We start from the raw sequence: 15,784 nt of genomic DNA, 5'->3' as shown, positions 1-15,784 counted from the left end.
TAAATTAAAATTTAACACAATTTATATATAAATAAGGAGGTGATTGGTAATGGCTAGAAATCGTAATTCTAATCAATTAGCATCACATGGAGCACAAGCAGCTTTAGATCAAATGAAATATGAAATTGCACAAGAGTTTGGTGTACAACTTGGAGCTGACACTTCTTCACGTGCAAACGGTTCTGTAGGCGGTGAAATTACAAAACGTCTAGTAGCGATGGCAGAACAACAACTTGGTGGCGGATATACTCGCTAATTGTAGAAGGTTATAGGAGAAAGGAAGGATTCTTCCTTTCTTTTTTTTTCAATTAATTGGTATGGATATATTGCGAGTTGGATTCAAAGAATAGGAATTATACTATATTTTCCCCAATTTCTTTTGTTGTAAATGGGAAGTAGTAAAGATGTAATAGCCCTGGTGGAATGAAAAATTACGTTCCACCAGGGCTATTATATGGTAAGAAATATACGATGAAAGGGTTCCGAAGCCAACATGTTAAAAAAAGAAAACTGTTGTTTAATTGCGCTTGCATCAGTTCCACTTGTTATGACATTAGGGAATTCAATGCTCATTCCAATCCTACCGACTATCGAAAAGAAGTTACATATTTCATCATTTCAAGTATCCATGATTATTACAATTTACTCTATTGTAGCCATTTTACTTATACCGATTGCTGGTTATTTATCAGATAGATGGGGACGAAAGATGGTAATGGTTCCAAGTTTGCTGATTGCGGCTATAGGAGGAGCGATAACTGGTTGGGTATCTTGGAAAGTTGATAATCCCTACACTTGGATATTGATTGGTAGAGCGATTCAAGGTATTGGTGCTGCTGGTGCAATGCCAGTTGTTATACCGTGTGTTGGTGATTTATACAAAGATGAAAAACAAGTTAGTACAGGTTTAGGAATCATTGAAACATCAAATACATTTGGAAAAGTGCTGAGCCCTATTTTAGGATCTGCTCTTGCTGCCATTGTATGGTTCTTACCATTTTGGGCGATTCCAATTTTATGTGTAGTATCAATTGTTTTATTACTTGTTCTAGTAAAGGCAAAGAAACAAGAAGGAGAAGTACCACCACTTAAAGAGTTTATAAAATCTATTCTCTCTACGTTTCGAGAAAAGGGAAGATGGTTGATTGCCATTTTTGTATTAGGTGCAATTATTATGCTTATTTTATTCGGAATTCTCTTTTATTTGTCGACTATACTGGAATCAAAGTATGACATTCATGGTATATGGAAAGGGTGTGTACTTGCTATCCCGTTACTTGTACTCTCACTTAGTTCATATATGGCTGGTAAAAAAATTGGAGATAATCAAAATGTGATGAAGAAGTGTATTTATATTGGTTTTTTAATGGCTTCTGCTTCAGTCATTATTCCTTTATTTATAAAAGGAATCTATTTACTACTTCTTTGTCTCGTTATTATGGGAATCGGAATTGGTATGGCACTCCCATGCTTAGATGCTTTAATTACACAAGGGATTGAAAAGGAGCAAAGGGGGACCGTTACGTCATTTTATAGTTCCATGCGATTTATCGGTGTAGCAGCTGGACCACCTCTATACTCTTTTTTCATGAAAGGTGCTGACCATGAAGTGTTTTATTTAACAAGTATATTCGCTGGTATTGGTGCAGTTATAGCGATCATTTGGATTAAACCAGCAAAAGAGGAAAAGAACGTAAAACAGGAACCGGAACCTACTTCATAATTTGTAAGAGAATTGCATGATATTTTATGGAACATGCAATTCTCTTTCGTTCATTAAGAATAAATCACTTGTGTTAACATATAAATTGCGACACTCCATATGATGAGACCCGAAAACTTATTTAATAATGCGATGGTCTTTCCAGTTGAGTCTATTCTTTTTAGAAATTTCCCCGCTAAAGCTAAGCTTATAAACCAAATCCAAGAAACGATAATAGTTGCAAGTGTGAAAGCCCATTTTTCACTTCCTATGTATTGAATAGAATTTGTTCCAATTACACCAAGTGTATCTAAAATTGCATGTGGATTTAATAACGAAACCGATGCAGCGAAAAGGATTTGCTTTTTTAATGGCATGCTGCTTTCTTGTTTTATATCGTTGGAAGGGTTACTTCTCCAAATAACAAAGCCCATATATAGGAGAAAGAAAAATCCAATTATATATAACGTGTTAGTTAGCCAAGAAAAAGTAAGGAGTACAAGGGAGACACCCTGCACCGCAATTAATATGAGTAACGTATCACATATAGAGGCAGTTAATACTACAGGAGCTGCCCTCCAAATGTTTGGTTGGCTCGCACCTTGGTTAAAGACGAAAACATTTTGGACACCTAATGGAATGATAAGACCAAATGCAAGAATGATACCATGAATAATTGCTTCACTCATCATATTACCTCCTATTTAAATTTATTATGATAGTGTATATTGTATAGAAGAAATGAAAATTTGTATCCATCCATATGGTTGGGGAGGTTACCAACCAAAAAGAATATAAGGTGATATGATGGAAAGATTCGTTTGGAAACCGAATATGTCTCTAACGACACCTCTGTATAAACAAATAGAAACGTATATAAAAGAAAGAATCGTTAATGGAGAATGGACTGTTGGAACGAAATTACCTTCACAAAGAGATTTGGCACATACATTTGGTGTGAACCGGAGTACAATTGTAATGGCTTTTGATGAGCTAGTGGCAAAGGGATACATTGAAGGAAATGGCAGGAAAGGAACAATTGTTGTAAATAATAATGTGAATACCTTAGCTTATGCCCCGCCACCTAATTGGCAGTCTTATGTAGAAACAGGACTTCATTATCCGAACCTTCCTGCTATTCAAGAGATTAACCAAGCTGAATTTTATCCAAATGTAATTCGTTTAGGAACAGGTGAGCTCGCGCCAAGTCTTTTACCTGAAAAAAAGATGAAAGATATTATGAATAAGCTTTTAAGGTCGAGTATGATACTTGGGTATGAAGAACCGAAAGGGAATTTCTATTTAAGGAAGAAAATTGCGAACTATTTAAAAGGACATGGTGTATATGTAACTCCTGATTCTATATTAATTGTTTCAGGAGCAATTCAAGCTTTGCAACTTATTTCTATGGGGCTTCTTCCAAAAGGGGCATCCATCTTATTAGAAAAACCATCATATTTATATTCTCTTAATGTTTTTCAATCAGCAGGAATGCGCTTAATTGGAATACCGATGGATGAGAATGGTTTACATGCATCATATATTATGAAATATAAGAAGCAATTTAATGCATCTATTTTATATACAATCCCGTCTTTTCATAATCCGACAAACTTTAGTATGAACGAAAAGAAACGAATAGAAGTTATGGAAATATGTAACGAAATTGGATTGCCTATTATAGAAGACGCGGTGTATCAAGACTTATGGTTTGATGGGCCTGTTTCAAAACCTTTAAAAGCATATGATAAAAATGGGATTGTACTACATATCGGGAGTATGTCTAAAGTCATTAGTCCAGGGCTAAGAATTGGATGGATTGTTGGATCTGAGCCAGTCATTCAAAGATTGGCAGACATAAAGATGCAAACAGATTATGGTTCAAGTTCTATATCCCAACAAATTGCAGCGGAATGGTTTGCAGATGGATTGTATGATGAACATTTACAGTTTGTAAGAACTAAGTTGAAAAAGCGCAGAGATTTTATGATACAAATGTTAGAGAAATATTGTCATGATATAGCAACTTGGTATAAACCGTCAGGTGGTTTTTATATTTGGCTACATATGAATGTATCCGTTTCGAACCGTAGCTTATTTGACAAAGCATTGAAAGAAAAGATTTTATTAAATCCAGGTAATTTGTATGATAGAAGTGCAAACCAATTTTTGCGTCTATCCTATTCATACGCAACGTTAGAAGAAATTGAAATAGGTATAAAAAAGCTTGCACAATTAATGAAAAAGTAAGAGGAGAAAGTAATGAAACAATATGTAATTTGCCAAATTATTAATGGGAAAAAATATTTAGCTGCTTATGCGGAGACGAAGCAGGATGCAATTGAAAAAGCAGAATTGTTAGGATTACGAACAGGAAATCGATACACAGTTATTACTGCGGAAGAAGCAGAAGGGTTAACGTATCCTTAAGCAACAAATAATATTGATGCAGGAAGTAAATGAGCCTAGTATTATATGATATTACTAGGCTTATTTTTTTTGAAAGTGTTACGTGTTCTCGTATGAAAAATAATAGTATTATGAGTCAAGTTGACGGAAATATCGATTCGTTTTTCGGTCCTGATTTCCGTTTCTATAGTCATCAATATATTGTCTGAAGTTCCAAGATTGTAAAAACTTATTTGCGGCGTTATAACCAGAATTGTAAAGCCACTCTTTTTCTTCCTTTGTTAACTCAAAGTTTGTACTTGTAATGGACCCAGTCGGAATTGTAATCGTTCTTGCTTTTGATTCCTTATCTAAATGACGTAAATCATGGGCTTGCATCATTGTTTTAAAAAGTCCTTTGAACATGGAGATAGGCTCGTTATAGTGGGCTGGCTCAGCTTGAATCTCATCTTTTACGAAATGAAACCCAAAAGTCGGCCAGCGAGGAGAGGAAGGTGAGTCGAAAATCCAAATGGGGTAATTGCTTAAAATCCCTCCATCAATCATATAACAAGGTTGCTTCCATTTTGGAGTTCTCCATTTTACCGGTTCAAAGAAGAAGGGGATTGTACTACTCATTCTTACAGCTTTAGCAATAGAGAAACGATAATTTAAAAATCCGTAGTTTGGTAAGTCATCAGGAAAGACAACCATTTTACCATTACTTATATCAGAAGCGATAATTTTAAGCTTATTTAAATCAGGCAAATCTGTAAATAAGTGAACTCCTTTTTTTCGAAGTAATTCTTCAATCCATTCTTCTATAAAAATATTAGAGTAAATACCAAGAGTAGTCCATGCACTTAATCCTTTGCCGATAAACGGGATTCTGTCAATAAAGGTTTTTTTCGTAAATTTATTATAATCAATATCAGTTATAATTGTTTTTAACTCTGAACAAGAATATCCTGCTGCTAGGAGCGCAGCGATAATGGAACCAGCTGATGTTCCAGCTACACGTTCCCATTCATAGCCTTTTTCAGCTAACGCGCAAATTGCCCCTACATGCGCAATTCCGCGTACACCGCCTCCTTCAAAAACACCATCAATTTTCATTAAACATACTTCCTTTCGAATAAAAGATTTGGAAATGGCAAAAAAGCACGTATTGTACGTGCTTTTTTACAATAGTTTTTAAATTTACTAGCAGCCTACAAAGCCACCCCAACAGCTAGCTCCGATAATGATTAGAAGGATAAATAAAACGATTAATAAAGCGAAACCTCCATAACCACATCCACCACAACTACCGCCGTAACCGTAACCGCCGCAACTATATCCGTAACCCATGTGGAATTCCTCCTTAAATTAAAAATAAAAATGAACGAGGGGAAAATGTACTGGAAGAAATAATGAACTATCGTGTTTGTAGGAACAATGTATACTATGCTTTTTTCAACTTGTTCGCGTATGATGGAAGAGCCCGTTTTTTGAAGGCTTGTTGTTTTTACAAAGAATGGAGTATAATCTTTGTGCGATGATACAAATAAGTATGTACATGTAAGGAGAATTTATGAAAAATAAAATTGAAGTATTAATTGATAAATATGGGCTGACACATTTGAAAGAGGAACTTATTCATACTGTATTTCCTTGTGTGAAAGTTGTGCCAAAGCAGGAGGAAACAGTAGCAATAGGTAGTTCGAAAGTGGGCGGCGTTCCCGATTTACCAGATTCATTTGAATACCCAATGCACAAAGGGAATCCGTTACAGTTTATCGCTCAATTTAATTTAAATGATTTACAAAATGTTGGTATGGATCATGATCTTCCTAATACGGGGATGTTATATTTCTTTAGCATTGGAAATTACTTTGAAGAAGATGTGAACCCAACTGAAGCGGGACGTGTACTTTATTATGATGTTCCTGTAGAGCAATTACGAAGAGCAGATGGATTCCAAACGAATTATAGCCAGTGTGCAACTACGTTTGAACTGACATATAAATTGCCAGAACTTTTCATTGAAGATGAGGCTGATTCAGATCGTTTCTTACAATTGCTTGAAGAACTAATCCCAGACAACTACGATAACCATCAAATGTTTGGAGAGCCATTCTCTGTACAAGAGGAAGTATTATATGAGACAGGAGAATATATGGGAATAGACCCGCAGCAAATGACACTTTTATTCCAAATTGATTCAGATACTAAAAATTGTAATATGATGTGGGGAGATTTAGGGATGCTTTATTTCTGCATTGGAAATGAAGACTTAAAAAATCGACGTTTTGAAAATGCATGTTGTGTATTACAAACTTTTTAATGAAAAAGGTTGTTCTTGTAAAAAGAACAGCCTTTTTACAATGTTAAATATGCATAATCTCATATGACCTATACGAAAAAGTATTGTATACTCTGAAACTATACGATACTTTTTTCGTATAGTTATAGAATGTAAGGAGTGACGAGATGGGAAAGACAAGTAAGTATGTGACAGCTACCCTGCTTTGTTCAACTATAGTAATGGGAGGCTTACACGCGTCAACGGTATCTTATGCAGCTACGAATCCGACTGTAGCGACAACACAATCAGATGCAAAGCTATTAAATGATTTCAGAAAAGAATTGAAAAAACAGGTTGATAATCGAGAAGAAAATATTACAATCACATATAAAACGAAAGATAGAAATGCTAGAAATGTTATGGATCAATTGTATGGCGAGTTTAATAAAATTGTAGATACAGATGAGTATGTAAAATATAATGTAGCCTCTACTAAATATTCTATTAAAGGGTTACCAGGAAACTATACGTTTACACTGGAAGTGAAATATCGTGAATCAAAAGAGCAAACACAGTATGTAAAATCGCAGGCAAAAGCAATTATCGGTTCAATTGTAAAACCTGGAATGGATGAGCATGAGAAAGTAAAAGCTATTCATGATTACGTTGTAAAACATGTATCTTATGATACGTCTTATAAAGCGTATACAGCATATGAAGCATTAGCGAATCGTTCTGCCGTTTGCCAAGGATATACGTTATTAACATATGAATTGCTAAAAGAAGCGGGTATCCAAAACCATATTGTAACAGGTACAGGAAATGGACAAGCTCACGCATGGAATATAGTGAACATTGAAAACAAATGGTATCATATTGATACGACATTCGATGATCCAGTACCGGATAAAGCTGGGCGCATAACATATTCATATTTTAATATGTCTGATGAGCAATTAAGTAAAGATCACGAATGGGATCGTAGTAAATATCCAGCAGCAACTACAAGTTACTTTGGTGAATTAACAAACAAAATAAAAGCGGGTAGCTCAAAGACTGCTGCATATGAACAAATTTTAAAAGAAACAAACTTAAAATACTTATCTGCACAATACGGGGCAGACAATTACGGTGAATTTAAGCAAAAATTACAGCAACAATTCGCTTCTAAGCCAGAGAAGGTAGAAGTACGATATAAGCAATCTATGGATGGAACAATGCAAGATATAAAGAAAGTGTTAAATGAAATAAATTGGCCAAAAGGTGCAAAGCGTGTATCTTATCAAGTAGCACCTTATAGTGCGATGGCAGATTATTCATTAGTGACAATTACATTTACCTATTAAGCAATGAAAAAGAGCATCTGTAAAAGGTGCTCTTTTTATTATGTATCACTTCAAAAAACTGAATTGTATGATAAAATATAAAAAGGAAGGATGTGGAATCTAAATGGATTTGTTCGAAAATAATATTTTTGCATTGATATATGCTTGTTTAGTAATCGGACTTATCATTTTGTTTTTCCTATCATTTACTTTGTTTGTTAGAAGGTTAATGCAAAACAGCGCTGCAAAAAAACAACATGTAATTAATATGAATAAGAAGCTAGAGCGAATTATTGAATTGCTGGAAAAAGAAAAGAAATAATGATAGAAGATGTATGAAAAGGGGAAGAGGATGGCTAATTATATAAAAGAATTACGTGAAAAAGTAGGACACGACTGTGTTCTCATAAACTTTGCGGGTGGTTGTGTGTTGAATGAATATGGAGAAGTATTACTGCAAAAAAGAGGTGATTTTAATGCTTGGGGATTTCCTGGCGGTGCAATGGAAATTGGAGAATCTGCCGCAGAAACTGCGATTCGAGAAATAAAAGAAGAAACAGGCTATGATGTAGAAATAAATGAGCTTATTGGGGTGTATACAAAATATTTTCAAGCATATCCAAATGGAGATAGAGCCCAGTCCATTTTAATATTCTTTTCATTTTCAATTACCGGAGGAGAGAAAAAAATAGACGGTGATGAAACGTTAGATTTGAAGTTTTTCCCGCTAAATAAAACGCCACCATTGTTTAATCAACAACATGAGGATTGTTTGCAGGACTTACTAGAGAAAAGAGTAGGGGTGTATCGTTAACATAAAAAAAGAAGCTAATGAGGTTAGCTTCTTTTTTATGTTTAATTTATCCCGCTTTAATGGGCAGTAAGACCCCCACCTCAAAATTCAGCGAAAGCAAAGAAGTTAGGTGGGGGTCGGGCTGCCCATAAAAGTCCGATTGGTAAGGGCTGATAATCAGTGGGGGATGAAGAGAACCCCTACTGATTAAAGTTTCACTCTATTTCCACCAATCATCAAACATTGATGCTGGAACTTGTCTTTTATGTTCACTTACTGTGTAACGTTTTTCAATTTTTTCTGCTACGTCAGCTGGAACAGCCTTACCTTCTAAATAATCATCAAGTTGATCATACGTAATACCTAACTCTGTTTCATCAGCTTGACCTGGTTTTTCATCTAATAAATCAGCTGTTGGCATTTTTAAGTAAAGGCGCTCGTCTGCACTTAATTCTTGTAATAGAGCGCGTCCTTGGCGTTTCGTTAATCCCGTTAATGGTAATAGGTCTGCACCACCATCTCCGAATTTTGTAAAGAATCCTGTAACAGCTTCTGCAGCGTGATCAGTTCCAATCACAAGAAGCCCTTGTTGACCACCGATTGCGTACTGCGTAACCATACGGATACGTGCTTTCACGTTACCTTTATTGAAATCTGTTAATGATTCACCTAATACGTTTTCGTATTGATTTGAGAAAGTATCAACTGTTGACGCGATATCAAATGCAACAGATTGATCAGCTTGAATAAATTGTAATGCTAATTGTGCATCATCTTCGTCTTTTTGCACTTTATAAGGAAGGCGCACGGCGATAAACGTTGCGTTACCACCTTCATTACGAATTTCCTCCACTGCAAGCTGAGCTAAACGTCCAGCTAATGTAGAGTCTTGTCCGCCACTAATTCCAAGTACAAATCCTTTTGCACCCGTTTTTTTTACATAATCTTTTAAGAAATCAACACGTTTACGGATTTCTGTTTTCGGATCAATTACAGGCTGAACATGTAATGCTTTCATAATCTGTTCTTGTAATGTCATTATGTTTTCCTCCTATTCATATTAAAGCGGTAAATAAGTTTATATGTATATTGGTACATACTTCTATCCTTTATTATTTCGCAAAACTAACGAATATACAATAGGATGCGTGTATGAATATGAATGTAGTCATTATAATGAAACTGTTTCATTTAAGCAATTTTTTGAAACCTTTCAATAATGTAAGGTTTTTGTCATTTGAATCGATGGAAGCTATTTCCGCATTTTACTAATATAAGAACATAGTTAGCAGAAGGGCGGAGAAGTAATATGAACATTAGAGAACTCGCATATCGGAATGTAACGCGAAATAGACGAACATACTCAGCATATTTTTTAAGTAGTGCATTTGCAATTATGGCCTTTTTTGTGTACTCATTTTTTGCGTTTCATCCGGCATTAAGCGCTGGAGAATTGGGACGTTATGTATTCATAAGTATGTCTTTTGCACAGTCCATTATTTACTTATTTACGTTTTTCTTTATTTTATATTCGATGGGAATGTTTTTAAAAACGAGAAAGCGTGAATTAGGAATTTTAATGATGTTAGGTATGACGAAATATCAATTAAAGCGTCTTATCTTCTTTGAAAATATTATGATTGGGATAGGGGCAATTATTTTTGGAATACTTACAGGAATGCTATTTTCCGGAATATTAATATTTGTAGCTCCGATGATATTAAAATTAGATATTTCTTTAGCTTATTACATACCAATGAAAGCCATTGTTGTAACGAGTATTATGTTTTTCGTATTATTTATGATTATTTCATTATTTAGTGCAGGAATGATTCGAAAAAATAAAATTATGAAATTGTTTAGAGGATCAGCAGAAGCGAAGCCAGAACCGAAAGCATCTATTATTTCTTCTATATTAGCAGTCATATTACTTAGTGCGGGATATACAGGAGCGCTTCTGTCACATGGTGCAATGGTATTTGTCATGATGATTCCTGTTACAACGGTAGTCATTATTGGTACGTATTTGCTGTACAAGCAGTTGAGTGTCTTTATTATTAGATTATGTAAAAAAAGTAAACGTTTCTATTGGACACAGACAAATATAATTACGTTATCAGATTTAGCTTACCGTATGAGAGACAACGCAAGAATGTTCTTTATTGTAACTATTATTTCAACTGTAGCATTTTCAGCAATAGGCACATTAGTTGGTTTCACATCAATGACGAAAGGAATTATGGAGAGACCAATTGCGTTTCAGTATCATTCTAAGCAAGGAAATAGTAATGAATCACAGCATTTGAAGATGATTGACGAAGGATTAAAGAAACATAATATAGCAGCTTCTAAAGCTACTATTTCAACGAAAAGGGCAGAGGAACAGTCGTTAAGAAGTGCTATTTTCATAAAAGAATCAGATTATGAGGAATATGCGAGGTTAACAGGCGAACCATTTCAACCTGTAGCAAATAAAGAAGCTTTATTTTTATCAGTCGATATACCAGGACCACCGCTGAAAGAAAGAAAAGAAATTACTTTACCACATTTGAATGAATCTTTAAAAGTTAAAAAAGTTAATACCTCTTCGTTAAGTAAAATACTGCGAGGTAACGTTTATGTAATCTCTAAAAATCAGTATGATGCATTACAAGATGGCTTTAAAGAGGAAAAAGATTATGTGTACAAAACAGAAGGAACGAAAGATGAAATAGAGGTTGGTAAAGAACTTACGCATCAGATGAAGACTTATGAAGAACATGCAACGTTTAGTGCAGAAGAGTACGAACAAAACCAAAGTTTACAAATCGCAGGACCAATCTTATTTGTAGGCTTCTTTATTGGTATCGTATTTTTCGTATGTGCAGGAAGCTTCCTTTACTTCCGTTTGTTTTCTGATTTGGAGGATGATACTCGTTTGTTTGAAATGATTCGAAAAGTAGGTTTAACGAGCGGGGAATTATCGAAAGTAGTTACAATCCGATTGGCACTTTTATTCTTCGTTCCAATAGGTGTTGCAACATTACACGGGGCAGTAGCGTTAACTGCACTGGGACAGATGTTTGAGTACTCGCTATTTAAAGAAAATGCGATTGTATTAAGTATTTTCATAGGAATTCAAGTTGTATATTTCTTACTAATACGATCTCGCTATTTAAAACAATTAAAAGAGAGATTACGTATTCGTTAATTGTGTTTTTTTAACTTGAGTACAAAATTTTCTAAAAAGATACAAGTATTACCAAAAAGTGATAAAATGGAAAGAGCGAGGTGGAAAAAATAATAGAAAGTAAGGGGGGAGTAATATGAAAGCAACAGGAATTATTCGAAAAGTAGACGAATTAGGACGAATTGTTATTCCTAAAGAGTTACGAGAAGTATTAGGAATCCAAATCAAATCACCACTTGAAATTTTCGTAGAAGAAGAAAAAATCATTTTACAAAAATATCAACCTTACAATGCTTGTCAAATAACAGGTGATGTTTCAGATCAAAACATATCATTAGCAAATGGAAACATTACTGTTAGTATAGATGGAGCGAAACATTTAATAAAAGAAATAGAGAAGTTTTTAAATAAGAGTGAAGCTTAGTCTTAATTTATTTTATTTTTAAAATTTCATATCATTCTTTAAAAACTATAAAAGGGCCATTAAATTGGTCCTTTTATTTTGGTTATTGGTGAATAAAAATTACGAGATAAATAAAAAGAGTAGTATAAAATTAGTAAGCTATATTGAGAAATATTTTTAAGGAAGGAAAATGAAACGAATAAAACGAATGTTACATTTAAACGTTTTCAAAAGTGGTCTGAAATGAAAATAATATATTTTCAGGAGGGATTACGATGAATAGTAGTACAGCGAATAAACAAAAAGGTATACAATTGATTCCTTTTACAGTAGATAAGGTGGTTGAACAAGTAAATGAAATTCCACCAGGTGTACAACTCATTCATGCTCCACAAGTATGGGAGAAGAGTGCGAAAGGAAAAGATATTGTTGTTGCCGTATTAGATACAGGTTGTGATGTGAATCATATAGATTTAAAGGATCGCATTATCGGTGGAAGAAATTTCACGAAAGATTACGAAGGGGATCCGAATATTTATCTTGATAATAACGGACACGGTACTCATGTAGCGGGGACAATAGCAGCGACTGAAAATGGTGTCGGTGTTTTAGGAGTCGCACCACTTGCTAAAATGTTAGTGTTAAAGGTTTTAGCGGGAGATGGTTCTGGAAGTTATGAGCAAATTATTGAGGCGATTCATTATGCTGTAAATTGGAGAGGGCCTAATAAAGAAAGAGTTAGAATCATTTCAATGTCACTTGGTGGTCCGCAAGACGTTCCAGAATTACATGAAGCAATTCAAAACGCGGTAAAGCAAGATGTTCTCGTCGTATGTGCTGCTGGGAATAATGGAGATTGTAATGATAACACGGAGGAACTAGACTTCCCAGGTGCGTACGCAGAAGTGATTGAAGTCGGCGCTGTCAATTTAGAACGGAAAATCGCATGTTTTAGTAATTCAAATCAAGAAATTGATTTAGTGGCGCCAGGTGATGAAATATTATCTACGTATCCTGAAGGGAAATATGCGGTATTAAGTGGTACTTCTATGGCGACACCGCATGTTGCTGGAGTGCTCGCATTGCTCATTAAGCAGTGTGAGAGAGAATATGGTAGAAAGTTATCAGAGCCAGAAATATATGCACAACTTATTAAAAGAACTGTACCTTTAGGATATGAACGTACGTCTGAAGGGAATGGTTTAATAGATTTATTAAAAGAATAGTAAATACAAAAAAACATCTCATAATTTTATGAGATGTTTTTTTGTATGGTTCTGTCGCATATATTGGGGAATCTAGTATTTAATTCTTTTTCATGAAATGTTGGGCACAGTTATATTTGTTTTTTCTGAAATAGAAGCTATGCATATAATTAAAAAAGAAGAGTTTGATATAAGGGACAACTTTATCCAAAGTTAGAAAAATTCATTCATTAATTATTACGAATACGTTGTTCGGTAGCGATATCAAAAAAGTGTGCTTTCGCTAAACTAAAAGCTAATGGAAGTGAATCGTTAGCTTTAATCTCGGAACGAGCGTTAATTCGCGCAATAAAATTTTGATTTGAAAGTTTTCCATGAATCATCGTTTCAGCGCCTAATAATTCAGCAACTTCTACTGTAATTTCGACTGTGGATTCAGGAGAAGATTGAAGAACGATTGGCTCATCATGAATGTCTTCAGGACGAATACCGAGTATGATTTTTTGTCCATTATACCCTTTTTGCTTTAATGTTTTTAGTTGTCCATCTGGTACTTTGAAGCGAATATTTTCCATGTGAAAATAGTTATCTTGTAATGTCCCAGTAAAGAAATTCATAGCTGGAGAACCAATGAATCCACCAACAAATATGTTTTCAGGCGTATCATATACTTCTTTTGGAGTACCAACTTGCTGGATGAGCCCATCTTTCATAACAACAAGGCGTGATGCCATTGTCATTGCTTCTGTTTGATCATGTGTCACATATATAGTGGTCGTATTTAAACGACGATGCAGTTTGGAGATTTCTGAACGCATACTTACGCGTAATTTTGCGTCTAAATTCGATAAAGGCTCGTCCATTAAAAATACTTTTGCATCACGGACGATAGCTCTTCCTAGTGCAACCCGTTGGCGTTGTCCACCTGATAATGCCTTCGGTTTTCGTTGTAAGTAATCTTCGAGCCCTAATATTTTCGATGCCTCCGTTACTCGACGATTAATTTCATCTTTTGGAAGTTTGCGTAGTTTCAAGCCAAACGCGATATTATCATAAACAGTCATATGCGGGTATAGTGCGTAATTTTGAAATACCATCGCAATGTTGCGATCTTTTGGAGCGACATCATTCATACGCTCTCCATCAATATAAAACGAACCATCAGAAATGTCTTCTAGACCTGCGATCATGCGTAGAGTTGTTGATTTTCCACATCCAGAAGGACCGACAAATACGATAAACTCTTTATCTTCAATATGTAAATTAAAGTCAGAAACAGCAGTGGTTTTATTATCGTAAACTTTAAAAATATGATCTAATACTAGTTCGGTCATAATTATTCACTCCTTCTTATAATTAATTGAATTATAAGATTATTAAGAGCGTAAGTAAATCGGCATTGTGCACAAAAGAATGAGAGGCTTTTATGCAAGTTTACAGATTTAAGAACCAAAAAAGCAACTGTAGGATATACTTTCATCTATAGATATGGGATAAAAGTATTACTTTGTCGTAGAAAAATATGTTAAAAGAGTTTCCAAGTTATAAAACAATGATGGTATGAGAAAATGAATATTTTATCGTCTTTCATGAGAGCTTCACGAGATATCTAAAGAAAGAAACGCCATATAAACTGCTACTGCACCTTCAAAAGTTTTTATATTAATCCCTGTTTTTTCAATGAATTTATCAATTCGATACTGCAAAGTATTACGATGTAAATATAATTGTTTCGCTGCAAGAGATACATTTAAGTTACATTGGAAGAATACTTTAACGCTATCTATAAGTTCTTTGTTATTAGAAATGTGTGCCAATAATTGATTCGTGTATTTTTCTCTATCTTCTTTTGGTAATGAGATTATTAATTGATAAGGGAGCAGTTGTTCAATGTGTATAATTTTTTTGGATAAATAGGGAGAAAGAATAGAAAATAATTTTCGCTCCGATTGATACAGATAAGCAAATTCAGCTGTTTGCGTATAGCGTCTACCAACAAAGAAGGATAGGGATATAAAAAAATCTGTTTCTAGTGTATCGAGGGCTGCTTGCAATACAGACTCCGGTACATTTTCTTCTAATATGAGGACGCCAGTTTGCGAAGTTTCCCATATTGTTGTAGTGGTGACAGGAAACATAGACTGTAAAGCATCTTGAAATTCTTCTCTTTCTATTATAGGTTGTGTTGTGAAGAAGTGTAAAAACCGAACTGATAATATAGAGATATTGTTATTTTTATATAGTGCTTCATGCCACGATTTTTCTTTTTCTGTTTTATAAAATGTATCAGTATGAATGGGCGTTAATATGGATGAAAGCAATTGATGTTCCCTTTGATGTAATCGGATTTTTCGAATCCCGACTTTGTTTCCTTCAACTAAAAACCAGCTATAATCTTCAGACAACACAGCTTCATTGATTTTGATATCCTCACCATAATATGTTTTTAATTGTTGAATCATAGGAATATTCTCCTTTCAAAAATAATAGTAACAATATTTTAAAGAAGTAT

The 15,784-nt window shown here is 34.5% G+C and carries 17 protein-coding genes; 11 read left to right on the top strand and 6 right to left on the bottom strand.

Annotated elements, in window-relative coordinates:
• Nucleotides 1-49: 49 nt before the first annotated feature.
• Together AABL52_RS17195 and AABL52_RS17190 are read left to right on the top strand one after the other, a co-directional pair.
• Entirely contained in the window at nt 50-256 is a 207-nt protein-coding gene (locus AABL52_RS17195; protein WP_000113545.1) for an alpha/beta-type small acid-soluble spore protein, read from the top strand.
• A 237-nt stretch (nt 257-493) separates the two neighbouring features.
• On the top strand, nt 494-1,723 hold the full coding sequence (locus AABL52_RS17190) for an MFS transporter (RefSeq protein WP_000913350.1): 1,230 nt from the start codon (nt 494-496) through the stop codon (nt 1,721-1,723).
• A 53-nt stretch (nt 1,724-1,776) separates the two neighbouring features.
• On the opposite strand, the gene AABL52_RS17185 is transcribed toward AABL52_RS17190, so the two are convergent.
• Nucleotides 1,777-2,391 carry a LysE/ArgO family amino acid transporter gene (locus AABL52_RS17185; protein WP_341518029.1) on the bottom strand — a complete coding sequence of 205 codons (615 nt, stop codon included), beginning with the start codon at nt 2,389-2,391 and terminating at the stop codon, nt 1,777-1,779.
• A 115-nt stretch (nt 2,392-2,506) separates the two neighbouring features.
• On the opposite strand from AABL52_RS17185, the gene AABL52_RS17180 reads away from it, so the two are divergent.
• Together AABL52_RS17180 and AABL52_RS17175 are read left to right on the top strand one after the other, a co-directional pair.
• Complete coding sequence (locus AABL52_RS17180) at nt 2,507-3,952, top strand: PLP-dependent aminotransferase family protein (protein ID WP_120449868.1); 1,446 nt, start codon at nt 2,507-2,509, stop codon at nt 3,950-3,952.
• A 12-nt stretch (nt 3,953-3,964) separates the two neighbouring features.
• Nucleotides 3,965-4,132 carry a DUF3933 family protein gene (locus tag AABL52_RS17175; RefSeq protein ID WP_000816385.1) on the top strand — a complete coding sequence of 56 codons (168 nt, stop codon included), beginning with the start codon at nt 3,965-3,967 and terminating at the stop codon, nt 4,130-4,132.
• 108 nt (nt 4,133-4,240) lie between these two features.
• Here the strand turns inward: AABL52_RS17175 and AABL52_RS17170 are convergent, their stop codons facing one another.
• Both AABL52_RS17170 and AABL52_RS17165 read right to left on the bottom strand, forming a co-directional pair.
• Nucleotides 4,241-5,206, bottom strand: coding sequence for a patatin-like phospholipase family protein (locus AABL52_RS17170; RefSeq protein ID WP_341518028.1), 966 nt, complete (start codon nt 5,204-5,206; stop codon nt 4,241-4,243).
• Between the two features lie 87 nt (nt 5,207-5,293).
• A complete protein-coding gene (locus AABL52_RS17165; RefSeq protein ID WP_000540425.1) occupies nt 5,294-5,440 on the bottom strand; it encodes a YjcZ family sporulation protein in 147 nt (48 codons plus the stop codon).
• A 223-nt stretch (nt 5,441-5,663) separates the two neighbouring features.
• Here AABL52_RS17165 and AABL52_RS17160 point away from each other — a divergent pair, with 223 nt between their 5' ends.
• From AABL52_RS17160 to AABL52_RS17145, 4 genes are all read left to right on the top strand, one after another.
• The gene (locus AABL52_RS17160; RefSeq protein ID WP_341518027.1) at nt 5,664-6,416 is read left to right on the top strand and encodes a YwqG family protein; all 753 of its coding nucleotides are present in this window, start codon (nt 5,664-5,666) and stop codon (nt 6,414-6,416) included.
• Nucleotides 6,417-6,562: 146 nt separating this feature from the next.
• Nucleotides 6,563-7,723, top strand: a complete 1,161-nt coding sequence (locus tag AABL52_RS17155) for a transglutaminase domain-containing protein (protein ID WP_341518026.1) — start codon at nt 6,563-6,565, stop codon at nt 7,721-7,723.
• A gap of 103 nt (nt 7,724-7,826) precedes the next feature.
• Nucleotides 7,827-8,024: a DUF4083 domain-containing protein gene (locus AABL52_RS17150; protein ID WP_000362873.1), complete on the top strand. Its 198-nt coding sequence runs from the start codon at nt 7,827-7,829 to the stop codon at nt 8,022-8,024.
• Between the two features lie 30 nt (nt 8,025-8,054).
• Entirely contained in the window at nt 8,055-8,516 is a 462-nt protein-coding gene (locus AABL52_RS17145; protein ID WP_341518025.1) for an NUDIX hydrolase, read from the top strand.
• Nucleotides 8,517-8,715: 199 nt separating this feature from the next.
• Here AABL52_RS17145 and nadE read toward each other — a convergent pair whose 3' ends face one another.
• Nucleotides 8,716-9,534: an ammonia-dependent NAD(+) synthetase gene (gene nadE, locus AABL52_RS17140; RefSeq protein WP_097843375.1), complete on the bottom strand. Its 819-nt coding sequence runs from the start codon at nt 9,532-9,534 to the stop codon at nt 8,716-8,718.
• A 270-nt stretch (nt 9,535-9,804) separates the two neighbouring features.
• On the opposite strand from nadE, the gene AABL52_RS17135 reads away from it, so the two are divergent.
• The 3 genes from AABL52_RS17135 (at nt 9,805) to AABL52_RS17125 (ending at nt 13,293) form a co-directional block, all read left to right on the top strand.
• The gene (locus tag AABL52_RS17135; RefSeq protein WP_341518024.1) at nt 9,805-11,685 is read left to right on the top strand and encodes an ABC transporter permease; all 1,881 of its coding nucleotides are present in this window, start codon (nt 9,805-9,807) and stop codon (nt 11,683-11,685) included.
• A gap of 115 nt (nt 11,686-11,800) precedes the next feature.
• A complete protein-coding gene (locus AABL52_RS17130) occupies nt 11,801-12,088 on the top strand; it encodes an AbrB/MazE/SpoVT family DNA-binding domain-containing protein (RefSeq protein ID WP_000648284.1) in 288 nt (95 codons plus the stop codon).
• A gap of 254 nt (nt 12,089-12,342) precedes the next feature.
• Nucleotides 12,343-13,293: a serine protease gene (locus AABL52_RS17125; protein WP_341518023.1), complete on the top strand. Its 951-nt coding sequence runs from the start codon at nt 12,343-12,345 to the stop codon at nt 13,291-13,293.
• A 209-nt stretch (nt 13,294-13,502) separates the two neighbouring features.
• On the opposite strand, the gene AABL52_RS17120 is transcribed toward AABL52_RS17125, so the two are convergent.
• Both AABL52_RS17120 and AABL52_RS17115 read right to left on the bottom strand, forming a co-directional pair.
• Nucleotides 13,503-14,606 carry an ABC transporter ATP-binding protein gene (locus AABL52_RS17120; RefSeq protein ID WP_340421548.1) on the bottom strand — a complete coding sequence of 368 codons (1,104 nt, stop codon included), beginning with the start codon at nt 14,604-14,606 and terminating at the stop codon, nt 13,503-13,505.
• Between the two features lie 264 nt (nt 14,607-14,870).
• Nucleotides 14,871-15,734: a PucR family transcriptional regulator gene (locus AABL52_RS17115; protein ID WP_340421549.1), complete on the bottom strand. Its 864-nt coding sequence runs from the start codon at nt 15,732-15,734 to the stop codon at nt 14,871-14,873.
• Between the last annotated feature and the right edge of the window lie 50 nt (nt 15,735-15,784).

Origin of the sequence: Bacillus paramobilis, from assembly GCF_038096195.1 — a bacterium.
GTDB classification, from domain to species: Bacteria; Bacillota; Bacilli; order Bacillales; family Bacillaceae_G; genus Bacillus_A; species Bacillus_A mobilis.
Note: the sequence above shows the minus strand (reverse complement) of the source record. Positions and strands in the feature narration are given on the sequence as shown.